Below are 23,870 nucleotides of genomic sequence, written 5' to 3' on the forward strand. Positions count from 1 at the left end.
AGGATAGTGATGTGAAAAAGAAAAAACGCCTCAGTACCTGGCTATTCGTCCTGCTGATTGTGGTTATAGCTGGGGGACTTATCTGGACTGAAAATCCCTTTGTTCACCTGCGTACCACCGAGAAAAGATTAACAGTTTCGTTGACTGTTGCTGGTTTATGTTTATTCATTTTGCTCTGTGATGACTTATTTGTTCGTTTGTGGCAATGGTTTATTTCTCTGAGTTTTATTCAGCAGCTTCGTGAATTGGCGAAGAAAAATCATCGACAAGACGATACATCGCGAGCTGACCAGGAAAAAAATACCGAAACGGTCAAAATCCTTCGCCTCGCCATGCGTAACCTCTACGGTCGGCGTTGGGGACGTAAAACACGCATTCTGCTGGTCACTGGCACCGTCTCTGAGGTGGAGCAACTGACTCCAGGTCTTACGGCTCAGCTCTGGCAGGAGGATCGGGGAACACTGCTTCTTTGGGGTGGTGACCTCAATACCCCCGCCGATAGCGCCTGGCTGACCGCACTGCGCAAACTGCGTCGCCGTCCGGTGGATGGTCTGGTGTGGGTCACCTCGGCCTTTGACCAACTCTCAGCACCAGGGCTGGGGCAGCCGCTGCCGGTACCGTCTGAAAGCACCATGGATTCCCTGTCTCATGCCATCAGTGCTCGCATGGAAACGCTTGGCTGGAAACTCCCGCTGTATGTCTGGTCCCTGCACCCGCGCGCCGGTAAACCGGAAGGGCGCATTACTCAGGCGACCGGCTGTCTGCTGCCTGCCGGTTGTCATACCGAGGGGCTGGCAGAACAACTCTCTGCCCTGACGCCGGATTTGACTTCACAGGGTCTGCAGCAGACCTGCGGTGAAGTGAAACATAATTTCCTGCTGACGCTTGCCGACCAGCTTATTCGTGAGCCGGAGAGCGTGACTGCGCCGCTGTCGGTGATGCTCAATCCGTACCGACCGCTGCCGCTGGCCGGTGTGGTGTTCAGTCAGCCCTCTGCCGGTGCCGAACGTGCCGTGGCGCACCACTGGGGCATGGATAAGCGCTGGGATGTTCTGCCTGAGTCTGTCCGCACGCTTCCGGCCGGACTGCGTCCGCGCAAACCGGGCATTCCCTGGCGCAAAGTGTTTGCGTCGACGGCTGCCCTGGCGATGGTAGGCTGGGCTGCGTGGATGGGCATCGCGTATGTCACCAACCGCAGCCAGATTGCTGATACGAATGCCCAGGCCGCACTTGCCGCCCGACAGAATCAGCCGCTGGAGCAGCGCCTGCACGCGCTGTCTGAACTGCAGAAAACGCTGGCCCGACTGCAGTACCGTTCAGAACACGGCGTGCCGTGGTACGAGAAGGCCGGGCTGAGCCAGAACAATGCGTTGCTGGCGTCACTCTGGCCGCGCTATCGGGACAGCGCCCAGCCTCTGCTGCGCGATGCGGCAGCCGCCCATCTGCAGACTCAGCTCAGTGCCTTCAATGCGCTGCCGGCGGGCAGCCCGCTGCGTGAGCAGATGGCAAAAACCACCTATGACCAGCTCAAACTCTACCTGATGCTGGCCCGTCCGGAGCATATGGACGCCGCCTGGTTCAGCTCGGCGCTGCTGCACGACTGGCCGAAGCGTATCGGTGTGAAAGACGGCGTCTGGCAGGGCGTGGCACCGTCACTGCTGTCGTTCTATGGCGCGCAGCTGGTTGCGCACCCTGAGTGGAAGCTCCGTGCGGATGAAAACATGGTCAGCCAGGCGCGCTCCCTGCTGGTTCGCTTGATGGGCGTGCGTAACAGTGAATCGACCCTGTACCAGAAAATGCTTTTACAGGTGGCGCACCTGTATGTCGATATGCGTCTTGAAGAGATGACTGGTGATACCGATGCTGCCCGCCTGTTCAGCACCACCGAAATTGTACCAGGCATGTTTACCCGTCAGGCCTGGGAGCAGGCCGTGCAGCCCGCTATTGAGAAGGTGGTGAAGGCACGTCGGGACGAGCTCGACTGGGTGTTGACCGACAGCAAGCGTCAGGTGAATAAACAGGACGAGACCTCGCCGGAAGCGCTGAAAAATCGCCTGACGGAGCGTTACTTTGCCGACTTTGGCGGGGCATGGCTGGCGTTTCTCAACAGCCTGCGCTGGAACCAGGCCGCCACGCTGTCTGACTCGATTGACCAGTTGACCCTGATGGCCGATGTACGTCAGTCACCCCTGGTGGCGCTAATGAACACCCTGAACGTGCAGGGGCGTACCGGGCAGACTGGCGAGGCGATTTCAGACTCCCTGGTGAAATCAGCCAAAAATCTGCTCGGGGGTGATAACAACGATGTTATTGACCAGAGTGCCGGCGTTCACGGTCCGCTGGATGCAACCTTTGGTCCGGTACTGGCGCTGATGGATAAAAGCAACACCGGTGCGCAGGCGCTGAGCCTGCAGTCGTACCTGACCCGCGTGACGCAGGTTCGTCTGCGCCTGCAGCAGGTGACTAATGCCGCTGACCCTCAGGCCATGACCCAGACCATTGCCCAGACCGTCTTCCAGGGCAAGGCGGTGGATCTGACCGAAACCCGCGATTACGGCAGCCTGATTGCCGCAGGTCTGGGACAGGAGTGGAGCGGTTTTGGACGGACGGTGTTCGTGAGCCCGATGGAGCAGGCCTGGCAGCAGGTGCTGACCCCGGCGGCAGACAGCCTCAATGCCCAGTGGCAGCAGGCGGTGGTGGCCGAGTGGAACAGTGCCTTTGGTGGACGCTATCCGTTCAACAACTCCAGCAGTGATGTTTCTCTGCCGCTGCTGGCCAAATACCTCAATGCGGATTCCGGGCGTATTGCCCAATTCCTGCAGACCCGCCTTAAAGGCGTGCTGCACAAAGAGGGCAATCACTGGGTACCGGACAGCATCAACTCGCAGGGCCTCGCCTTTAACCCGGCGTTCCTTAATGCCATCAACACCCTGAGTCATATCTCGGATGTGGCCTTCACCGAAGGCAATGCCGGGATGAACTTCGACCTGCGTCCGGGCACCGCCGAGGGCGTGATGCAGACCGACATGATTATCGACAGCCAGAAGCTGACCTACGTGAACCAGTTGCCGGCGTGGAAACGCTTTAGCTGGCCTGCAGATACTGAGGCCCCGGGGGCGAACCTGAGCTGGATTAGCACCCAGGCGGGCACTCGCCAGTACGCCGATATTCCGGGTGCCTGGGGCTGGATTCGCCTGCTCGATAAAGCCAGCGTGAAAGCGTACCCGGGCGTGGGCAGCAGCTACAGCCTGAGCTGGAAAGCCCAGGACGGTTATACGCTCAATTACACCCTGCGAACCGAAGCCGGCGAGGGTCCGCTGGCGCTGCTGAAGCTGCGTAATTTCCGTCTGCCGGAAATTATCTTCAGCACCTCCGATATCGCACCGTCAGACCTGGTCGCCAGCGCGGCCAGTGATGCAGAGGAGGTCTACTGATGAGCACGCTCCATGCCTTACTCAGTGCCTGCCAGACAGAACAGGAACCATTGCTTGTAGCAACCCATGGCCGTGTGGCGCAGTGGGACAGCTGGCTGCAGCCGCTCTCCGGGCAATCGCCCGCTGGCGAAGACCCGGGCTATGACGATGACTTCCAGCAGATGCGCGAGGAAGTCAACAAACTTTCCGGTGCAGATACAGAACTCATCTGCCGGCTGGCAGAGAAGCTGCTGACCACGATCGCAAAAGATATCCGTGTGGCAACCTACTACTGCTGGGCGAAGCTACACCGCGAGGGTGAGCAGGGGCTGGCCGAAGGACTTGAACTGCTGGCTGGTCTGCTGGAGCGCTTTGGACCACAGCTGCACCCGCAGCGTGACCGCAGCCGTAAGGCGGCACTGGAATGGCTGGCAGGATCGCGCATGACCGACTCGCTTTCCCTGTACCCGGAAGTGGTCAGGGAAGAGGCGATGCGTACCCTCGGCGCACTGCTGCTGATCGCCGGGCTTACCGAAAATGAGCCGGATGAAACCCGTCCTGAACTCAATGCGCTTTACGGCGCGCTGGAGAATCGTCTGCAGAAAGCGGGGGGCGTGGATGCGGTGGTACCGCAGAACGCCAGTACCAGTGAAACCCCGTCGTCTGCCAGTCACAGCGATGCCCCGACCATCGAGCGGATCACGTCCGGTCAGGATTTGCTGGCCCAGGCTCGCACCCTTACCGAATACCTGCGCGAGCAGCCCGATGGCTGGCTGTCAGCACACCATCTGATGAAGAGCCTGCGTCACGACACCCTGCGGGCCATCCCAACCCCGGATGCGCAGGGGCGTACACGCATCGAGCCGCCAAGGGCGGATCAGCGCGCGTTACTCAAACGTCTCTACCTGCAGCAGAACTGGGCTGAAATGCTGGAAACGGCCGACAGCACCTTTTCGCGCGGTGCCAATCACCTGTGGCTGGATTTGCAGTGGTACATCCACCAGGCCCTGACGAAATCAGGTCAGGACACCCTGGCTGATATTATTACTGCCGACCTGAAAGGACTCCTGTCACGCCTGTCCGGGCTGGAAACGCTGGCGTTCAGTGACGGTACGCCGTTTGCGGACGAAGTGACGCTGAACTGGATCCAGCAGAGCGTGCTGGACACCGTCGGTGGGTGGGGGGATGACACGCCATCCGCCCCGGTCACCTCTGGTAACGACGACATTCTGGCGCTGGAGCCGGAAGCCGTGGCACTGGCCGACAGTGAAGGCCCGGATACCGCGCTGGGCTGGTTGCAGACCCGGCCGGGCATGACCACCGATCGTCAGAAGTGGCTGTTGCGCCTGCTGATGGGTCGCATTGCTGATCAGTACGGAAAAAATGACCTGGCGGCGCATCTGTTTGCAGAGCTGGGTGAGCGTGCAAGAGCAGTGACCCTCAGTGAGTGGGAGCCAGAGCTATTGTTTGACGTTCAGGCCCGCCATCTGAAACTCCTGCGCCTGAAAGCCGGTCGCAGTGAGGCTGATAAGGTTCGCCTGAGTCCATTGATGGAGCAACTGCTGGCTGAACTGATTGCGGTTGATTCGGTACGTGCGGCGGTGCTATGTGGCTAGGGAATGCTATTAACTGGATAGACGTGTATCTATCGGAGGGGGTATGAATCTGGGTCAGAAAAAAGAAGGTAAATTACGGAGATTAACTTCGGGTGAAATTTCACTGGCAAACTCAGTATTTCTGACGACCGTTCAGTATCACAAGGTCTGGATTCATTGCGACAGTTATCTTCCCTTTAGTTTGCAGGATGAGCATACAGCAATGACTCCTAATGGGGAGATCTATTTCCGCTTTCCATTATATCTTGATGATTTTTCTAAATCGCTTCCAGACATGCAACATATTTTCATTCATGAAATGGTACGCATCTGGCAACGTGAAAAGGGAATGAATGTTATTCTTCGAGGGTTAGTGAGTTGGTTCGTCAGTTATCGATATCGCCTTGATGGGCGATTTTTGTCGGAATATCCGATGGAGCAACAGGCACAGATTATTGCTGACAACTTTACACTCGAAAGAGAAGGATATCGAGGGTGGTGTGATCTAATAAGGTCGCATGATGTCACACTTGATGGGGATATTAGTGAGTCAGCAGTCAGAGAACAGTATCGCCATGTGTTAAGAGGGTTTCCATGGTGTTGATATGTAATAAATCATTTTGTGGCATGTTGCTTTCCAGCATCTGCTTATTAATGCTTACCGGTTGCCCTGGTTCAGGAGACAGGATTTTTCCGGAAGAAGAAGCGAAGGTCAGTATGGTCGGAGAAAGTATATGCTTTTGGGTTCCCAATACAGAGCACTATCGACTATCGGATTTGAGCATATATTCAAGAGAGACGCTGTCTAATCAACGAGAATATATGTTTGGTTCTGATTTTAAAATTATAAATGGAAAATTATGCGTTCCAGCAGAACGCTGGCCTTTGCCCGAAAAAGGGCAATTTATAGCAAGATATTTTCTTACGTCGATATCATCTAATGAGCCATTCAGAAAAGTAACTACCGGATTTGAGATTTTAAATGGGAAGGTAAAGAGTATACCTCTCACTAATCGAGAAGTAGTGAGATAGCTTCCACTTTTCGGATGAAAAAGTTCTTTTCTATATTCTGAGTAATTATTTATATGGAAGATTTGACCCTGCGTTATTATGACGCGGAAATGCGCTACCTCCGTGAAGCGGCCAAAGAATTCGCCCAGACCCACCCGGACCGGGCCGCGATGCTGGATCTGGATAAGGCCGGGACACCTGACCCGTATGTCGAGCGCCTGTTCGAAGGCTTTGCTTTCTCAATGGGGCGACTGCGCGAGAAGATTGACGATGACCTGCCGGAACTGACCGAAGGGCTGGTCAGTATGCTCTGGCCACACTACCTGCGTACCATTCCGTCACTCTCGGTGGTGGCGTTCACGCCTGCGCTTCAGGCGGTGAAGATGGCAGAAGTGATGCCCGCGGGTCTGGAAGTGTATTCCCGGCCTGTGGGGCCGAAAAACACGGTCTGCCGCTACCGTACCACCCGCGATGTGATGCTCAACCCGCTGAATATCTCAGGGGTGACCATGACCACCGAGCCGGACGGGCGCTCGCTGCTGCGGATGCGCTTTGCTTGCAGTACGCAGGCGGACTGGTCTCATGCTGACCTCAGCCACCTGAGCCTCTATCTCGGCGCGGATGCGCCCGTCAGCAGCCAGCTGCACCTGATGCTGACCAAACGGCAGGCTGCCCTGTATATGCGCCTGCCCGGGCAAACCGACCGCATTCGCCTTGACGGGTACTTCTCGCCGGGCGGATTTGCGGAGGAAGACGGGTTGTGGCCGAAAGGCGATACCGCGTTCAGTGGCTACCAGCTGCTGCTGGAGTACTTCACCTTTCGCAACAAGTTTATGTTTGTCCACCTCAACGGCCTGGATGGCATTACGCCACCTGTCGGAGCAGAGTACTTCGACATCGACGTGGTGTTCAGTGCGCAGTGGCCATCAGACCTGCCGGTCACCGATGACGCGGTTCGTCTGCACTGTGTGCCGGTGATTAACCTGTTCACCCTGGAAGCCGACCCGCTCACCATTACGGGCCTTGAAAACGAGTACCTGCTGCGCCCCAAACGACTGCAGGACGGACACACCGAGATTTATTCGGTTGATTCGGTCACTGGCTCAAACCGCACCAGTGATGCCGAATACGTGCCGTTCAGCAGCTTCCGCCACAAGGGTGGGATGATGCGCCGTCACGCACCGCCTCGCTATTACCATACCCGTGTGAAGCGGGGCGTCACTGGACTGTATGATACCTGGCTGATTCTGGGGGGTCACCAGTGGGAGGATGACCGCCTATTTGAGCGCGAAGCCGTGTCGCTGCAAATCACCGGCACCAACGGGCAATTACCGCGCCGGACGCTGCAGAGCACACTGCTCGACCGCTGTGAACAGGTGGTCAGCACATCACTGACGGTGCGCAACCTCTGCAAGCCCACGCTGCCGGTGTATCCGCCTGCGGAAGACCGTTTCCACTGGCGGGTGCTGAGCCACCTCGGCTCCGGGTTCCTGAACATGATGAGCACCGCTGAAGTGCTGCGTGGGACGCTGGCGCTCTATAACTGGCAGGAAGATGAACTGAACACCCGCCGTCTGGAGGCGATTCAGCAGGTGGAACACCACCGCCTTCAGCGTTTTGAGCAGGGCTACCTGCTACGGGGGCTGGATATCGAAGTGACCCTCGACAGCAACGGCTTCACCGGCGAGGGCGATATTCACCTGTTCGGTGAAATGCTCAACCGGTTCTTTGCACTGTATGCCGACATGAACCAGTTTAACCAGCTCACCCTCATTGTTCAGCCAGAAGGAAAATGCATCCGGTGGAAAGAGAACCACAGTCCACGCCTGCCCGGCTGATGGAGCAGCTACGGCAGTACCTGCCGTACATGAACTTTTATCGCTTCTGCCAGATACTCGAGCAGAGCCAGCCGGATAAGCCGGTCACCGGCAGCAGCTGGCAGGTGCGTCATGAGCCGGTGCGCTTCCGGCCCCATCCGGGCATGGGCTTTCCGGCATCTGAAATCAAAGGGATTGAGCCGCCAGAGCATCCTCATCTGCCACCCACGGTACGCATTACCTTTATGGGACTCTACGGCGTGGAGTCACCGCTGCCGACACATTATATCGATGACATCACACAGCGACGGGAAGGGTACGAAGCGACCGCGGACTTCCTCGATATCTTCAACCACCGGTTGATTGCCCAGTACTACCGCATCTGGCGCAAATACTCTTACCCGGCGAGCTTTGAAGCCGGCGGTAAGGACAACATCTCGCAGTATCTGCTGGGCCTGGCGGGGCTTGGCATCGACGGCTGCACGGACAGCATTGCCGCTCCTGCGTCACGCTTCCTCGCGTTGTTGCCGGTGATGCTGCTGCCGGGACGAACGGCCGAAGGCATGGCCTCGCTGGTGCGCCTGCTGGCACCCAACACGCAGGCGAAAGTCTGGCACCACGACAAACGCCGTGTGCCGTTGAAAAAGCCCCTGACCATGAGCGTGCGCCAGCCTGTCACCCTGACCAGTCGCCCGGTGATGGGCAACTATGCCACCGACGTAAACAGTCAGGTGCTGATGCGTCTGACCACCACTGACCCGGCTGAAGTGCCGGGCTGGTTACCGGGTGGGGAGCTTCACACGGATTTAATGGCGCTGCTGCACGTATATCTTGGGTCTCGCCTGGATGTCCGCCTGCAGCTGTGCGTCGACCGCAGCCTGCTGCCGGATGCCACTATGAGCACGAAACCCAAAGCAGGCGCGGTGCAACTGGGTCGTACTGCCGTGATGCGACCGCTGAATGCAGCAAAGACCGCTACACACCCCAAAACAATCACCATTAATCTGGGCCGCTATGAGCGGGTTCAGGAAAATCTTCACCGCAGGGAGACCGATGAACATGGCGAGTACCGCTGGTAAATTCCCCTTGGTGGCACTGGCCGCGGGTATCACACTGATGCTCGCAGGCTGTGGGCTGACCCAGAGCGTCACGGACGGCACTGTCGCCGTGACCAAATCGATTTTTTATAAGCAGATAAAGACCCTGCATCTGGACATTCGGGCCCGTGAGGCCGTTAACAGCAATGCCGGCGGCGTGGCTCTGTCCACGGTAGTGCGTATCTACCAGCTCAAGGATCGCAAAACCTTTGATACCACCGACTACCCGTCACTGTTTAAGGCTGACAGTCAGGCCATCAAAGCAGACCTGGTGGCGGAGAAAGATGTTCGCCTGCAGCCGGGTGGGGCGGTGATGGTGGATATGCCGATGGATGAAAATGCACAGTATGTCGCGGTGGCTGGCATGTTTATGTCGCCGGACCAGGAGAACAACACCTGGCGGGTGGTGCTGAGCCGTGATGATCTCAATCCGGATAAAGCCCGGGTGATTGAGGCCGGTAACAACCGCCTGACCCTGAAGGCACTGAAAGATGAGTGATACCCCTCGTCCATCGCTGTATGAAGCGTTCTATAACAATTTCACAGGCGGGCTCGACCAGCATCAGGTCAGCGAACAGAACCAGACCATCCTGTCCGTGCTTGACAATATGCAGCGTATTCTGAACTGCCGGGCAGGGACACTAGCGCATCTGCCCGACTATGGGTTGCCGGATATGATCACCCTTATCCAAGGGCTGCCGGGTACCGAGCATGACCTGATGGACACGCTCTCCGGTGTGCTGCTGAAGTATGAGCCTCGGCTAAAGCAGATTACGGTAGTGATCCAGGAGCAGACCACGCCCGGTGAATTGCGTTATGCCATTGATGCCGAGCTGAAAGGCATCGGCCTGGTGCGTTATGGCACGGAGTTTATGCCTGAAGGTCGTGTGCTCATTCGTCACATGAAACTGTAGTGGTCAAGTAATATTGGCCACGGGGTTACAGTAAAAACGGTATCTGTTCTCTGACTCTTCTGGCGTCAGCCCACCGTTATAATGGTGAGGTCTGACGCTGTTGTAGTCGTTCAATATGTAACACCTGCTGCAGGGGAGACAAATGCGCCTCGGGTGAACATCGAACAGACGGCACGTCATCTGGACTCGCTGATCCATGTGCTGTAGCAGGCGTCGTCCCAGAAAGGTGATGCACCGTTGGTAAAAAACAGTCACGCCAATGAGTAACTGCAGGAAAGTAATGCGATTTCTCAAAAAAAATCATCAGCCTGGTCATTCTGTTTGGCGTAAGCAGCGTGGGTTTCATTCTGTACGCCAATCACGAGGTGGAAACGACAGCCCAGGCGTCAATCAGGGATACTGTCGATAAACTGCCTTACCGCGTCGTAGGTCAGGTGCCCGGGACACGCCCGGGGGGCACGTATTTCCCTAACCGGATCGACCAGAAAAGCAAAAACCCGCCGTAAGGCGGGTTTTCTGAATAGTGGTGTCCGGACTCGGACAAAACGCCGGGAGCGTTTTGCACAGCGCGTTAGCGCTGCCCGCAGGGCGAGTCGCAGGAAGCGGCGAGTGAATCGAACGCAGTTCGATGGAGAGTCCAGACGCAGAAAAGCAAAAAACCGCCGTAAGGCAGGTTTTCTAAATAAGCGGTGCCGGACTCGGACAAAACGCCGGGAGCGTTTTGCACAGCGCGTTAGCGCTGCCCGCAGGGCGAGCCGCAGGAAGCGGCGAGTGAATCGAACGCAGTTCGATGGAGAGTCCGGATGCAGAAAAGCAAAAACCCGCCATAAGGCGGGTTTTTTGAATAAGTGGTGCCCGGACTCGGACAAAACGCCGGGAGCGTTTTGCACAGCGCGTTAGCGCTGCCCGCAGGGCGAGCCGCAGGAAGCGGCGAGTGAATCGAACGCAGTTCGATGGAGAGTCCGGATGCCAGAAAAGCAAAAACCCGCCATAAGGCGGGTTTTCTGAATAGTGGTGCCCGGACTCGGAATCGAACCAAGGACACGGGGATTTTCAATCCCCTGCTCTACCGACTGAGCTATCCGGGCAACGGGGCGCATTAAACCGTATTGGCTGGATGCCGTCAACGGGTTTTTCCTGCTTTGTGGTTCAAGCGTTGAATTTTATAGCAATGACCGGTTGGGCAGGGGATTGCACCGGGGATGACGCTTGAACCCCTTAGGGAAAAGTGCCATGATTGCGCAAATTTTGACTTCCGTTGTTGCGCGAAAGCGATGAGGGTTGCGGCATGACACTCTTCACACATTGCTCCTCCCCATGTTGCTACGTGGCGTCTGCCACGGTCTCGCCAATGTCTGTTCGCCGGTGTCCGGCGCTCTCCTGTTCGATACCCCTTGCTGAATTCACCATGCGGTGAAGCCAACCTGTGCTCGCGGTTAGCCATTATTAAAAACAGAGCCGCACTCTGGTTTTACTGATGTCTATCAACGGTGCTGATCCCAGTTATCGTCTGAATTCGACCCGCCGCGTTACCAGTGGGGAGGCATCACTTTGCCGGGATGGCACGCCGTGTTGTGCCTTCCCATTGCCGTGCCGACGTGGCACACCCTCATCCTTCACAGTTTGAGAGTTGACATATGAAATCATTGAAAATAGCAGCAAGCGCCAGCGTGGCTCCACGTCTCGATACCGCCCGTGACATCATTGGGTTGGATGCCGCGGACTATACCGACGTCGCCGCAATCGTGGTGTCTGCCAGTGAGCTGGCCGCTGGCCGGTTGGACGCCATTGAGCAGAGCGGGTTCGCCATCCCGGCATTTGTTGCTGTGACTGGGGAGGAGAGCGTCTCCCCGGACTATTTGCCACGTCTGAAAGGGGTCATCGCGCTGCATGACGCCAACCGGGCTTTCTACGGTGCCCAAGTGGAGGCCGCCGCCACCGCGTATGAGGAGGCGCTGTTCCCGCCGTTCTTCGACACGCTGAAAAAGTATGTCGAGATGAAGAATGCCACCTTTGCCTGCCCCGGCCATCAGGGCGGGGAGTTTTTCATGCGCCACCCGGCTGGCCGCCAGTTCTATGAGTTCTTCGGCGAGAACGTCTTTCGTGCTGACATGTGCAACGCCGACGTCAAGCTAGGCGATCTGCTGATCCACGAGGGCAGCGCCAAAGACGCGCAGAAACACGCGGCAAAGGTGTTCAACGCCGACAAAACCTACTTCGTGCTGAATGGCACATCGGCGGCGAATAAGGTGGTGTGCAACGCGCTGCTGACGCGTGGCGATCTGGTGCTGTTTGACCGCAACAACCACAAATCCAATCACCACGGCGCGCTGATCCAGGCTGGGGCGACACCGGTCTATCTGGAGACGGCGCGTAACCCGTTCGGCTTTATCGGCGGCATTGACGCGCACTGCTTCGATGAGGCCTACCTGCGCCAGCAAGTTCGCGAGGTGGCGCCGCACAAGGCTGGCGCGGCGCGGCCATTCCGGTTGGCGATCATCCAGCTCGGCACCTACGACGGCACCGTCTACAACGCCCGGCAGGTGGTGGAGAAGATCGGCCACCTGTGCGACTACATCCTGTTTGACTCCGCGTGGGTCGGCTATGAGCAGTTTATCCCGATGATGCAGCAGTGCTCGCCGCTGCTGCTTGATTTGAATGAAAACGATCCGGGCATCATCGTCACCCAGTCGGTACACAAGCAGCAGGCGGGCTTCTCCCAGACCTCGCAGATCCATAAAAAAGATAACCACATCAAGGGGCAGAAGCGCCACGTCAGCCACAAAAAGCTGAACAACGCCTTCATGCTGCACGCCTCCACCAGCCCGTTCTACCCGCTGTTCGCGGCGCTGGACGTCAACGCGCGGATGCATGCCAACGGCAGCGGCCACCACATGTGGCTCGAGTGCGTCAAAACTGGCATCGAGGCGCGCAAAATGCTGCTCAACCGTTGCAGCATGATCAAGCCCTTCGTGCCGGTGCAGGTGGATGGCACGCCGTGGCAGGATCACGATACCGACCTGATGGCGAATGACGTGCGCTTCTTCGACTTTGTGCCAGGGGAGAAGTGGCACGCCTTCGAGGGCTACGCCGACAACCAGTACTTCGTCGATCCCTGCAAGCTGCTGCTGACCACGCCGGGCATTGATGCGGCAACCGGCAAGTACACCCCGTTCGGCATCCCGGCCACCATCCTCGCCAACTACCTGCGCGAGAGTGGCATCGTGCCGGAGAAGAGCGATCTCAACTCGATCCTGTTCCTGCTGACGCCCGCGGAGAGCATGGCGAAAATGACGCATCTGGTGGAGGAGCTGGTGCGCTTCGAGCGCTACATCGCCGAGGATGCGCCGTTGGAGGAGGTGCTGCCGACGGTCTACCGCAAGAACGAGGCGCGCTACCGCGGCTACACCTTGCGCCAGCTCTGCCAGGAGATGCATGACCTCTACGTCAGCTTTGACGTGAAGCAGTTGCAGAAAGAGATGTTCCGCCATGACCACCTGCCACAGGTGGAGATGAACACCCAGGACGCGCACAACGAATTTATCCGCGACAACGCCGAGCTGGTGCCGATCGGCGAGGCTGCCGGGCGGGTGGCGGTGGAGGGGGCGTTGCCCTATCCGCCGGGGGTGCTCTGCGTGGTGCCGGGCGAGGTGTGGGGCGGGGCGGTGCAACGCTACTTCATGGCGCTGGAGGAGGGCATCAACCGGCTGCCGGGCTTCTCGCCGGAGTTGCAGGGCGTCTACGTCGAGAAAAAGCCAGAGGGATGGCGACGCATCATGGGGTACGTGCTGGCGCAGCCGCCAGCCTGATCCCCGTCATAAAAAAAGGCCGCGCAATGCGGCCTTTTTGTTGGAGAGGGCTTAACCGCCGCGGCGGTAGCTCTTCTGCGCGGTGTTGACCTTGTAGAGGTAACGGCGCGACTCGCCAGAGGGGTGCTTGGTGGTCAGGGTGGTGTAGACATCCCCCGGCGCCATGCTGTTGATGATGTTCAACGCCCGCTCCTTGTCGCTGGAGAAGACGCGCAGCACGCTGCCCGCGCCGCCGTTGTAGGCGGTGATTACCGCATAGCGGCGGGAGGTCGGGTTGCTGATGCCGCCCAGATAGTTGTTCTGCAAAATCGCCAGGTAGGCGGTGCCGGTGTCGATGTTGTTCGCCGGGTCAAACAGGTAGCTGCGGCTCGGCTTGCCCCATTTCCCCTGCATCTTGAACACGTCCACGCCCGCGGAGTGCTGCACCACCTGCATCAGCCCCAGTGCGTCAGAGTGGCTGACCGCGTAGGGGTTGAAGCTTGATTCGGTCTGCATGATTGCCAGGATCAGCGAGGATTCGACGCCATACTTGGCAGCCGCCTGTCGCACCATCGGCAGGTATTTATGCGCACGCTTGTCGAGGTGGTTGGGCACCAGCTGGATGGTTACTGAGTAGATAACGCGCAGGCCGGACTCGCGCTTTTGCAGGCGGCTCTGCAACAGGTAGTCGGCAAAGCGCGCGGCGCGCCACTCCCAGCGGATCGGCTCGCCGGTGTTGTCCAGCACCTGGCCGTAGAGCAGCGGCTCCTTGCTGATCTGGATGTCATTGGCGTCCGAGTAGAGATCGACGCCGCCCGGATCCTCGCCAATCAGCAGGGTGGTGATGATTGCTTGACGCAGGTGCGCCGCGGGATCGGTGCCGGCGATGGTCTCGATGGTGATGGTGCCGCTATCAAAGTTGATGTGGCTGCGGGTCTGGTACTGGTCGGAATATTTGACGTAATCCTTCGGCCCGGCGATCAGAACCTCATTCATCCCCCAGATATTTTCGATATTGTTGGCGAACTGCCCCATCAGGATATCGAAGCCGTTGGTATCCTTCACAAATGCTTCATTGAATTCATTGCTGTTTTTTTTGCCGGAGCAAGACACCAGCAGAGGCGCGACAAGGAGCAGCGCTAAAATTTTCTTCATCTTCAAAGCCGTGTCGTGATGAAAGAAGCAGGGCCAATCCAGCCCTGAAAATGTGATGTCCCGGACTATTCGCTCGGCGGGGTGTAGCCTTCGATGTGGACGTCCTGTCCCTCAAACAGGAAGTTGATCATCTCCTGCTCCAGCAGTTTGCGGTCGGCCACGTTGATCATGTTGAGTTTTTTCTCGTTGATCAGCATGGTTTGCTTGGTCTGCCACTGCGCCCACGCCTCTTTAGAGATCTCGTTATAGATGCGCTTGCCCAGATCGCCCGGATAGAGCTGGAAGTCCTGGCCCTCGGCCTCGCGTTTTAAAAAGGTGCAATAGATGGTTCTGCTCATGCTTATTCCTCATCGGCGGCGTGATGGCCAAATAGTGTGTGCTGTGTAGGCGCGTGGCGCGCCAGCTGGGCCAACAGGCGCTCAACCGGGGCGGCCAGCCCCACAGAGGGCGGTTGCGCTAAGTTATACCAGAGACCGGAGCTGGCATCCATGCCACCCGGCGCGGATGCACTGGTTATGTGCACCGGTACGATATCCAAGTGGAAGTGGCTGAATGTATGGCGAAAGGCGACCAGCTGCTCGCGCGGCGCGCCTTGGAGCTGGTGCCCGGCCAGCCACGCTACCAGCGCGCTCTCCTCCTCAAACTGCGGGAAGCAGTATAGCCCACCCCACAGCCCGGAGGGCGGGCGTTTCTCCAGCCAGACGTGGCCCTGCCGCTCCACCAGCGCCAGCCAGCCGGTGCGCACCGGCAGCACTTTTTTTGGCTTCTTGCCGGGGTACTCGGCCCAGCTATGGTGGGCGTAGGCTTCGCAGCCACGGTTGAGCGGGCAGATCTCGCATTTGGGCTTGGAGCGGGTGCAGACCATCGCCCCCAGATCCATCATCGCCTGATTGAACTGCTGCACGCCAGCGGCTGGCGTCACCTGTTCGCTAATCTGCCACAGTCGGTTCTCGACGCGCTTCTCGCCCGGCCAGCCAGCGACTGCGTAGCAGCGCGCCAGCACGCGCTTCACGTTGCCGTCGAGGATCGGATAGTGCTGCCCCAATGACAGCGACAGCACTGCGCCAGCGGTAGAGCGGCCAACGCCCGGCAGGGCCGCGACCGCCTCAAAGGTGGTGGGGAACTCGCCACCGTGCAGCGTGACCACCTGCTGCGCCGCCTTGTGCAGGTTGCGGGCGCGGGCGTAGTAGCCCAGCCCAGTCCAGAGGTGCAGCACCTCATCCAGCGGGGCGGCGGCCAGATCGCGCACGTCCGGGAAGCGCGCCATAAAGCGTTCAAAGTAGGGAATGACGGTTGCCACCTGGGTCTGTTGCAACATCACTTCAGAGAGCCATACTTTGTAGGGAGTTTTTTCGAGTTGCCACGGCAGGGTCTTGCGGCCGTAGCGCTGGTACCAGTCAAGCACCTGGTGCGCGAACTGTTGCGCTTCCATCATAGGCGGGTTCGATAGTCATCAGATAATGAGTAGCCAGCGATTCCAGCACAGACGCTGGCCGGAGTAAACCGGAAGTTGCCGACTATGGGGGCCATAACGGCGACAATCTCAACGCGGCGCTTGCTAAAGCAGGGTATCTTTGGATAATGCGCCTTTCTTTTATTCACAGCCAAACAGACGATAAGCACCATGATTAATGACGTCATTTCACCGGAATTTGATGAAAACGGCCGCCCGATGCGCCGTATCCGCAGCTTTGTCCGCCGCCAGGGCCGCCTGACCAAAGGGCAGCAGCTCGCGCTGGACAACTACTGGCCGGAAATGGGCGTGGAGTACCAGACGTCGCCGGTCAGCCTGGAGACACTGTTTGGCCGTGAGGCACCGACGGTGCTGGAGATCGGCTTTGGCATGGGCACCTCGCTGGTGACCATGGCGCAGAACAACCCGCACCAAAACTTCCTCGGCATTGAGGTGCACTCGCCAGGCGTTGGCGCATGCCTCGGCACCGCCCATGAGGCGGGTGTCAGCAACCTGCGCGTGATGTGCCATGACGCGGTGGAAGTGCTGGAGAACATGATCCCGGACAACTCGCTGACCATGGTGCAGCTGTTCTTCCCGGATCCGTGGCACAAGGCACGCCACAACAAACGCCGCATTGTGCAGGTGCCGTTTGCCGATCTGGTGCTGCGCAAGCTGAAGCTGGGCGGCGTCTTCCATATGGCGACCGACTGGGAAGCCTATGCGAAGCACATGCTGGAGGTGATGAACCAGATCGCCGGCTACCGTAACCGCTCCGAGAGCGGCGACTACGTGCCGCGTCCGGACTCCCGCCCGCTGACCAAATTCGAAGCGCGTGGCCACCGTCTCGGCCACGGCGTATGGGACTTAATGTTCGAGAGGAAGAAGTAATGGCCACACAACGCAGCCGCCGTTTACGCAAAAAATTACATATTGCGGAGTTCCAGGAGCTGGGCTTCTCCGTCAAGTGGGCCTTCCCTGAGGGCACGCCGGTGGATGAGATCGACCGCGCGCTGGATGCCTTCATTGATGGGGTGATCGAGCCTAATGGCCTGGCCTTTGATGGCAGCGGCTATTTGCAGTGGGAAGGGCTGGTCTGCCTGCAAAAGGTGGGCCGCTGCACCGACGAGCACCGCCAGCTGGTGCAGGCGTGGCTGGAGCAGCACAAGATGCAGGACGTGGTGGTCAGCGACCTGTTTGATATCTGGTGGGATTGAGTCCCGCTTGAAAAAAAAGCGCCTGCGGGCGCTTTTTTATGGGCGTCAGGCACCGAACCAGTTGAGCCGCTCGCGCAGCGCCACCACCCGGCCGACGATGATCAAACTGGGGCTGCGCACCTCCTGCGCCAGCGCCGCCAGGTGCGCCAGCGTGCCGCTCACCACCCGCTGCTGCGTGGAGGTGCCGTTCTCCACCAGCGCCACTGGCATCGCCGGATCCATGCCGTGGTCGATCAACTGCTGCTGGATGGCGGGCGTTTGGCCCAACCCCATGTAAAACACCAGCGTCTGCCGCTCTGCCGCCAGGTTGGCCCAGTCCAGCTCCCCCTCACGCTGGGCATGGCCGGTCACCAGCCGGACGCCCTGCGCGTAGTCGCGGTGGGTCAGTGGGATGCCGCTGTAGGCGGCGCAGCCAGAGGCGGCGGTGATACCGGGCACCACCGAGAAGGGGATGCCCGCGTCGTGCAGCGTCTCCAGCTCCTCGCCGCCGCGGCCAAAGATAAAGGGATCGCCCCCCTTCAGCCGCACCACCCGGTTGCCGCTGCGCGCCTGATCCAGCAGGATCTGGTTGATCTGATCCTGCGGCACGCAGTGGTAGCCGGCGCGCTTGCCGACAAAGATCCGCGTGGCATCACGCCGCACCAGCGCCATGATCTCATCAGAGACCAGCCGGTCATACACCACCACATCCGCCTGCTGGATCTGCTGCAACCCCTTTAGCGTCAGCAAACCGGCGTCCCCCGGCCCGGCGCCGACCAGCACCACTTCGCCGCGATCCTCCAGCGGCTGCTCGAACAGCGCCTCGGTCAGTTGCGTGACCTGCTGGGTATCGCGGTTGGCCAGCGCCTGTATCAGCCGGCTATGGCTTAGCAGCTTCTCCCAGAAGCGCCGGCGCTCACCCAGCGTCTGCCAGTGCGCCTTGGCCCGCTGCCGCAGGCGACCGGCGTGGCTGGCCAGCGCGCCGAGGTGCTGGGGCAGCAGCGCCTCCAGCTTCTCGCGCAGCAGCCGCGCCAGTACTGGTGCCTGCCCGCCGGAGGAGACCGCCACCATCAGCGGCGAGCGGTCAATGATCGAGGGCATGATAAAGCCGCCCTGTTGCGGCGCATCCACCACATTGCAGAAGATGCGCCGCGCCTCGGCGGCCTCGCTCACCTGTTGGTTGACCGCCGGGGTGTGGGTGGCGGCGATCACCAGCCAGCTCCCTGCCAGCAGCGCCTCGTCAAAGGGACGGGACACCAGCGTCAGCTCAGCCTGTGCCGCCCACTGGCGAATCTGCGGCGTGGCCTCTGGCGCGCAGACAGTCAGCCGCGCGCCAGCCTCCAGCAGCAGCCGAGCCTTGCGCTCGGCCACTTCGCCGCCGCCCACCAGCAGGCAGTCACGCCCGCGCAGCTGACAGAAGATCGGCAGGTAATCCATCTCAGGCCACCCGGTGCTTGGTGGCGTTGGCGGAGTGCGGACGCTGCTCACGCGGGGTCACGTACCAGTAGCCCAGCCCCATAAACACCGCGCCGGAGAAGGTGTTGCCCAGCGTCACCCACAGCAGGTTGTGGCCGATGCCCGACAGGGTGTAGGCCTCGTTGTGGTGGCCGAGCCAGGAGAGGGCGAACAGCGTCATGTTGGCGATGGAGTGCTCATAGCCGGAAGCGATAAAGGCCAGCAGGCACCACCAGATGGCGATGAATTTGGCTGAGCCTTCCACCCGCAGCGCCATCCAGATCGCCAGACAGACCAGCCAGTTGCAGAGCGCGCCCTTGAAGAACAGCACCGAGGCCGGTGCGGTGGTCTTCGCCAGCGCCACGGTGTGCACCAGACTGGTGTCCACCGGCAACAGGCTGCCGCCGCCCCAGCTATAGAGCAGCGCGACCAGCACCGAGCCGAGCAGGTTGCCCAGCCAGGTCTGCGGCAGGATGGCCCACATCTGCCCGGCACTGAGGGTGCCAGCCTTCACGCCAAGCGTCAGGAACATGGTGTGGCCGGTATACAGCTCCGAACCGGCGATGATCACCAGCGTCAGCGCGATACCGAAGGTCGCGCCCATCACCAGCGGGCGCATGGCGGGTTCCAGCACGTTGCCGAGGGTGAAGATCAAGATGATCCCCAGCCCGACGTAGGCACCGGCCATCGCAGCGCTGATCCAGAAGCCGAACGGGTTCTCTTGGTTGAGGCGCGCAATGCGAGCGGCATTGGCGGCACACTTATTCAGGGTGTCAGTGAACATACAGCATTTTCCCAGGGTTAAAGAGGGCCTTGCGGCCCCAAAAAAGTCAGAGGTTAATCTCGATGCGGCCAGCGCGGACGCGCACCGGGTAGCTGGCGATGGAGCGGCTCTCCTCCTCCATGCACTGCCCGTCACGCAGCCGGAAGCGCTGTTTTTTCAGCGGGCTAGCGACCCACAGCTCGCCCTGATGCTCGGCGATGATGCCGCGCGACAGCACGCTCGCTTGGGCGAAGGGATCAATATTGCTAATGGCGAACACCCGCTCGTCACGCCACGGGCGGAACAGGGCCACCTGCTCACTGCCAGCCAGCGCGCAGACGCCGCAGCCGGGCAGGATGGCTTCCAAGGGGCAGAGATCGATCCACTGGCTCATTTCGTCACCTCCTGCTCAAGCAGTTGCACCGGGATACGCTCCTCCGGGCGCGCCGGGCGGTGCTGTTCGCGCTCCGGCGTCCACTGCACGTTCGGGTCGCGCAGCGGGCTATTGATAAAGTGGGCAAAGCGCGCCAGTTGCTCTGGATGCGCCAGCGTTTCACGCCATTCACAGCTCACCTGACCGCGCAGGCGCGCCATCTCCTCCTCCAGCTGCGCATTTAGCCCCAGCTTGTCGTCAATGATCACGCTGCGCAGGTAGCCGATGCCGCCCTCCAGGCTCTCCAGCCACAGGGAGGTGCGTTGCAATTTGTCGGCGGTACGTAGGTAGAACATCATGAAGCGGTCGAGGTAGCACACCAGCGTCTCGCGGTCGAGGTCGGCCGCCAGCAGGTCGGCGTGGCGCGGCTTCATGCCGCCGTTGCCGCAGACATAGAGGTTCCAGCCATTTTCAGTGGCGATGATGCCGACATCCTTGCCCTGTGCCTCGGCGCACTCGCGGGTGCAGCCAGAGACGCCAAACTTCATTTTGTGCGGGGTGCGGATGCCCTTGTAGCGGTTCTCCAGCGTGACGCCGAGGCTCACGCTGTCACCGACGCCAAAGCGGCACCACGCGCTGCCGACGCAGGTTTTCGCCATGCGCAGCGCCTTGGCGTAGGCGTGGCCAGTCTCGAAGCCAGCGTCGATCAGCCGCTGCCAGATGGCAGGCAGATCATCTTTCTGCGCGCCGAACAAACCGATGCGCTGTGAGCCGGTGATCTTGGTGTAGAGCCGGTAGTCGCGCGCCACTTCGCCAATCGCCAGCAGCCCCTCCGGCGTGATCTCACCGCCAGCGGAGCGCGGGATCACCGAGTAGGTGCCATCTTTTTGGATGTTGCCGAGGAAGATGTCGTTGCTGTCCTGCAACGGGGTGTGTTGCGGTGCCAGCACATAGTCGTTCCAGCAGGAGGCGAGCAGCGAGCCGACGGTCGGCTTGCACACCTCGCAACCATAGCCGCGGCCATATTTTGCCAGCAGCGCGTCAAAGGAGGTGATGCCCTCCACGCGGATCAGGTGGTACAGCTCCTGCCGAGAGTAGGGGAAGTGCTCGCAGAGGTGGTGGTTGACCTCAATGCCCTGTTTGCTCAGTTCGGCGTTCAGCACCTGGGTCACCAGCGGCACGCAGCCGCCGCAGCCAGTACCAGCCTTGGTTTCGGCCTTCAGGGCGGCGACGGTGTGGCAGCCGCCCTGTACCGCGCGGATGATGTCGCCCTTGGTGACGTCAAAGCAGGAGCAGATCTGCGCCGTCTCCGGCAGCGACTCCACGCCGATGGCCGGTTTGCCACCGCTGGCGTGTGTTGGCAGGATCAGCGTGTCCGGGTGCTCCGGCAGCGGGATGGCGTTCAGCGCCAGTTGCAGCAGGTTGCCGTAGTCACTCGTGTCGCCGACCAGCACCGCGCCGAGCAGCGTTTTGTTATCCTCACTGACCACCAGCCGCTTGTAGATTTCCTGGCGCTCATCCAGATAGACGTAGCTGCGCGCGCCCGGCGTGCGCCCCTGCGCATCGCCAATGCCGCCGACATCCACACCGAGCAGCTTCAGCTTGGCGCTCATGTCCGCGCCGGTGAAGGCGTTGTCGCGGCCTAGCAGGTGATCGGCCGCCACTTGCGCCATCTTGTAGCCCGGCGCGACCAGCCCATAGACTTTTTCATGCCAGGCGGCGCACTCGCCGATGGCGTAGACGTCCGGGTCGGCGCTCTGGCACTGGCTGTTGATCACGATGCCGCCGCGCGGCGCGGTGGGCAGCCCACACTGTTGCGCCAGCTTGTCCTGCGGCCGGATGCCGGTAGAGAAAACGATGAAGTCCACCTCCAGCGCGCTGCCGTCGGCGAACTGCATGGTTTTGCGCGCCTCACGGCCCTGATGGAGGATCTCCTGAGTGTTTTTGCTGGTGTGCACCCGCACGCCCATCCGCTCGATTTTCTGGCGCAGCTGTTCGCCGCCCAGCCGGTCGAGCTGTTCGCCCATCAGCACCGGCGCGAACTCCACCACGTGGGTCTCTACGCCGAGGCTCTTCAGCGCGCCAGCCGCCTCCAGCCCGAGCAGGCCGCCGCCAACCACCGCGCCGCGCTTGCTGCGGCGGGCACAGGACTCAATCGCGTTGAGATCCTCAATGGTGCGGTAGACGAAGCAATCTTGCCCCTCCGCGCCCTTGATTGGCGGCACCCACGGGTATGAGCCGGTGGCCATCACCAGTTTGTCATACCAGACGGTACGGCCGGTGTTGGAGTGGATCACCTTCTCCTGACGGTTAAGGGTGATGGCGCGCTCGCCGAGCAGCACCTTGACGCCGTGCTTCTCGTAGAAGCCCTCACGAACCAGCGACAGCTCCTCAGCGGTATGGTGGGAGAAGTAGGAGGAGAGATGGACGCGATCGTAGGCGATGCGTGGCTCCTCACAAAAAACGGTAATCTCGAACTGGCCCGGCTCCGATTTCTCCATCAACTCTTCAATGAAGCGGTGGCCTACCATCCCGTTACCGATCACAGCAACTCTGACTTTGCTCATTTTTGCCTCAGTTTCTTTTATGCTGCGCTTACGATAACGGGTTGGCTGGCGTGAATATTGATGCAAATCAATCTCGCCTGGGGATCACTCTTTAGAGGTATGTGGATGATTTAACACCACATTTATAAGTTGTAGATTATATTCAACTTTTGCTAGAGCGAATCCGTTCCGGCTGGTTGGCCGCAATGACTAACCGCGCCATTTTTGGCCGCTATGGTCAAACTTTCGGCGGAAGGCGGAAGTAGGGCAGTGCGGCATTGCTGAACCCCGGCCCAAGAGGATATTTTGGGGGTGAAAATTTCATGAAGGAGTGGGGACAGTGCGTGAGGCACCCAAGGTGATGACAGAATTGGATAACGGCCTGCTGGAGGAGATCGTCACGCTCACCCGCCCGTTGATTGGGCAGGGCAAGGTGGCGGACTACATCCCGGCGCTGGCGGAGGTGCCGGCGGATCGGCTGGGCATTGCCATCTGTACGGTGGATGGGCGGGAGTACTATGCTGGCGACGCCGCCGAGCGCTTCTCCATCCAGTCGATCTCTAAGGTGCTGAGCCTGACGCTGGCGCTGACGCGCTACCCGGAGCAGGAGATCTGGCAGCGGGTGGGCAAGGAGCCGTCAGGCCAGCCGTTCAACTCGCTGGTGCAGTTGGAGCTGGAGCAGGGCAAGCCGCGTAATCCCTTCATCAACCCCGGCGCGCTGGTGGTGTGCGACATGCTGCAAACCCGCCTCAGCGCCCCGCGCCAGCGGATGCTAGAGGTGGTGCGCCAACTCGCCGGCCAGCCGGACATCGGTTACGACGGGCGGGTGGCGCGCTCGGAGTTCGACCACGGCGACCGCAACGCTGCTATCGCCTACCTGATGAAATCATTTGGCAACTTCGAGAATGAGGTGCTTTCGGTACTTCAGACCTATTTTAATTACTGTGCCCTGCGCATGAGCTGCCGCGAATTGGCGCGCGCCTTTGTCTACCTCGCCAACCGCGGGCAGGCGCTGGATGCGGAGACGGCGCTGCTGTCGCCCCGTCAGGCGCGGCAGATCAATGCGCTGATGGTGACCTGTGGTATGTACAACGGCGCGGGCGAATTTGCCTACCGGGTTGGGATGCCAGCCAAGTCTGGCGTGGGCGGCGGTATCATCGCCGTGGTGCCGGATGAGATGTGCATCGCCGTCTGGTCACCGGAACTTGATCCGGCAGGGAACTCTTTGGCCGGCACCGCTGCCTTAGAGCATCTGGCGCAGCGTCTTGGCCGTTCGATATTTTAAGCTGCCGCC

General features: G+C 59.9%; 19 protein-coding genes and 1 tRNA gene. 12 read left to right on the forward strand and 8 right to left on the reverse strand.

The genetic code is table 11. The annotated features are described in order from the left end of the window. The first annotated feature begins 11 nt into the window (after nucleotides 1-11). Genes ACK3SD_RS02820 through tssE form a run of 8 tightly spaced genes read left to right on the forward strand, consistent with a single transcriptional unit; the run spans nucleotide 12 to nucleotide 9,847 of the window. The gene (locus ACK3SD_RS02820; RefSeq protein WP_481126692.1) at nucleotides 12-3,434 is read left to right on the forward strand and encodes an ImcF-related family protein; all 3,423 of its coding nucleotides are present in this window, start codon (nucleotides 12-14) and stop codon (nucleotides 3,432-3,434) included. Further along, nucleotides 3,434-5,029 (forward strand): type VI secretion system protein TssA, encoded by a 1,596-nt coding sequence (gene tssA, locus ACK3SD_RS02825; RefSeq protein WP_481126693.1) that lies wholly within the window; start codon nucleotides 3,434-3,436, stop codon nucleotides 5,027-5,029. The genes ACK3SD_RS02820 and tssA overlap by 1 nt, the downstream gene beginning before the upstream one ends. Before the next feature lie 43 nt (nucleotides 5,030-5,072). Beyond that, entirely contained in the window at nucleotides 5,073-5,612 is a 540-nt protein-coding gene (locus tag ACK3SD_RS02830) for a type IV secretion protein Rhs (RefSeq protein WP_481126694.1), read from the forward strand. A gap of 23 nt (nucleotides 5,613-5,635) precedes the next feature. Next, entirely contained in the window at nucleotides 5,636-6,040 is a 405-nt protein-coding gene (locus ACK3SD_RS02835) for a putative T6SS immunity periplasmic lipoprotein (protein WP_481127482.1), read from the forward strand. Nucleotides 6,041-6,093: 53 nt separating this feature from the next. Next, nucleotides 6,094-7,857 carry a type VI secretion system baseplate subunit TssF gene (gene tssF, locus ACK3SD_RS02840; RefSeq protein ID WP_481126695.1) on the forward strand — a complete coding sequence of 588 codons (1,764 nt, stop codon included), beginning with the start codon at nucleotides 6,094-6,096 and terminating at the stop codon, nucleotides 7,855-7,857. After that, nucleotides 7,812-8,915, forward strand: a complete 1,104-nt coding sequence (gene tssG, locus ACK3SD_RS02845) for a type VI secretion system baseplate subunit TssG (RefSeq protein ID WP_481126696.1) — start codon at nucleotides 7,812-7,814, stop codon at nucleotides 8,913-8,915. Before tssF ends, tssG begins: the two co-directional genes overlap by 46 nt. Continuing rightward, complete coding sequence (tssJ, locus tag ACK3SD_RS02850; protein WP_481126697.1) at nucleotides 8,896-9,432, forward strand: type VI secretion system lipoprotein TssJ; 537 nt, start codon at nucleotides 8,896-8,898, stop codon at nucleotides 9,430-9,432. The genes tssG and tssJ overlap by 20 nt, the downstream gene beginning before the upstream one ends. After that, nucleotides 9,425-9,847 carry a type VI secretion system baseplate subunit TssE gene (gene tssE / locus ACK3SD_RS02855; RefSeq protein ID WP_481126698.1) on the forward strand — a complete coding sequence of 141 codons (423 nt, stop codon included), beginning with the start codon at nucleotides 9,425-9,427 and terminating at the stop codon, nucleotides 9,845-9,847. Before tssJ ends, tssE begins: the two co-directional genes overlap by 8 nt. A 1,012-nt stretch (nucleotides 9,848-10,859) precedes the next feature. Here tssE and ACK3SD_RS02860 read toward each other — a convergent pair. Further along, nucleotides 10,860-10,935: transfer RNA gene (locus ACK3SD_RS02860), tRNA-Phe, on the reverse strand. Between the two features lie 549 nt (nucleotides 10,936-11,484). On the opposite strand from ACK3SD_RS02860, the gene speF reads away from it, so the two are divergent. Beyond that, on the forward strand, nucleotides 11,485-13,656 hold the full coding sequence (gene speF, locus ACK3SD_RS02865; protein WP_481126699.1) for an ornithine decarboxylase SpeF: 2,172 nt from the start codon (nucleotides 11,485-11,487) through the stop codon (nucleotides 13,654-13,656). Between the two features lie 51 nt (nucleotides 13,657-13,707). Here the strand turns inward: speF and mltC are convergent, their stop codons facing one another. The 3 genes from mltC to mutY form a co-directional block, all read right to left on the reverse strand. After that, nucleotides 13,708-14,790, reverse strand: coding sequence for a membrane-bound lytic murein transglycosylase MltC (gene mltC / locus ACK3SD_RS02870; protein WP_137762171.1), 1,083 nt, complete (start codon nucleotides 14,788-14,790; stop codon nucleotides 13,708-13,710). 65 nt (nucleotides 14,791-14,855) lie between these two features. Then, the gene (locus ACK3SD_RS02875) at nucleotides 14,856-15,128 is read right to left on the reverse strand and encodes an oxidative damage protection protein (protein ID WP_137762172.1); all 273 of its coding nucleotides are present in this window, start codon (nucleotides 15,126-15,128) and stop codon (nucleotides 14,856-14,858) included. A gap of 2 nt (nucleotides 15,129-15,130) precedes the next feature. Next, nucleotides 15,131-16,225, reverse strand: coding sequence for an A/G-specific adenine glycosylase (gene mutY, locus ACK3SD_RS02880; RefSeq protein ID WP_481126700.1), 1,095 nt, complete (start codon nucleotides 16,223-16,225; stop codon nucleotides 15,131-15,133). 189 nt (nucleotides 16,226-16,414) lie between these two features. Between mutY and trmB the strand changes: the two genes are divergently transcribed. Together trmB and ACK3SD_RS02890 are read left to right on the forward strand one after the other, a co-directional pair. Continuing rightward, nucleotides 16,415-17,134, forward strand: a complete 720-nt coding sequence (gene trmB / locus ACK3SD_RS02885; RefSeq protein ID WP_481126701.1) for a tRNA (guanosine(46)-N7)-methyltransferase TrmB — start codon at nucleotides 16,415-16,417, stop codon at nucleotides 17,132-17,134. Continuing rightward, on the forward strand, nucleotides 17,134-17,460 hold the full coding sequence (locus tag ACK3SD_RS02890; protein ID WP_137762175.1) for a YggL family protein: 327 nt from the start codon (nucleotides 17,134-17,136) through the stop codon (nucleotides 17,458-17,460). The genes trmB and ACK3SD_RS02890 overlap by 1 nt, the downstream gene beginning before the upstream one ends. 45 nt (nucleotides 17,461-17,505) lie before the next feature. Here ACK3SD_RS02890 and cysG read toward each other — a convergent pair whose 3' ends face one another. The 4 genes from cysG to nirB are packed head-to-tail and all read right to left on the reverse strand — an operon-like array spanning nucleotide 17,506 to nucleotide 22,597. Beyond that, on the reverse strand, nucleotides 17,506-18,876 hold the full coding sequence (gene cysG, locus ACK3SD_RS02895) for a siroheme synthase CysG (RefSeq protein ID WP_481126702.1): 1,371 nt from the start codon (nucleotides 18,874-18,876) through the stop codon (nucleotides 17,506-17,508). 1 nt (nucleotide 18,877) lies between these two features. After that, nucleotides 18,878-19,678 (reverse strand): nitrite transporter NirC, encoded by an 801-nt coding sequence (nirC, locus tag ACK3SD_RS02900; RefSeq protein ID WP_481126703.1) that lies wholly within the window; start codon nucleotides 19,676-19,678, stop codon nucleotides 18,878-18,880. A 46-nt stretch (nucleotides 19,679-19,724) separates the two neighbouring features. Next, the gene (gene nirD, locus ACK3SD_RS02905) at nucleotides 19,725-20,051 is read right to left on the reverse strand and encodes a nitrite reductase small subunit NirD (RefSeq protein ID WP_137762178.1); all 327 of its coding nucleotides are present in this window, start codon (nucleotides 20,049-20,051) and stop codon (nucleotides 19,725-19,727) included. After that, nucleotides 20,048-22,597: a nitrite reductase large subunit NirB gene (gene nirB / locus ACK3SD_RS02910; protein ID WP_481126704.1), complete on the reverse strand. Its 2,550-nt coding sequence runs from the start codon at nucleotides 22,595-22,597 to the stop codon at nucleotides 20,048-20,050. Before nirB ends, nirD begins: the two co-directional genes overlap by 4 nt. Nucleotides 22,598-22,934: 337 nt before the next feature. Between nirB and glsB the strand changes: the two genes are divergently transcribed. Further along, the gene (glsB, locus tag ACK3SD_RS02915; protein ID WP_481127483.1) at nucleotides 22,935-23,861 is read left to right on the forward strand and encodes a glutaminase B; all 927 of its coding nucleotides are present in this window, start codon (nucleotides 22,935-22,937) and stop codon (nucleotides 23,859-23,861) included. Nucleotides 23,862-23,870 lie beyond the last annotated feature (9 nt).

This window comes from Chimaeribacter sp. YP20170169, assembly GCF_056739715.1.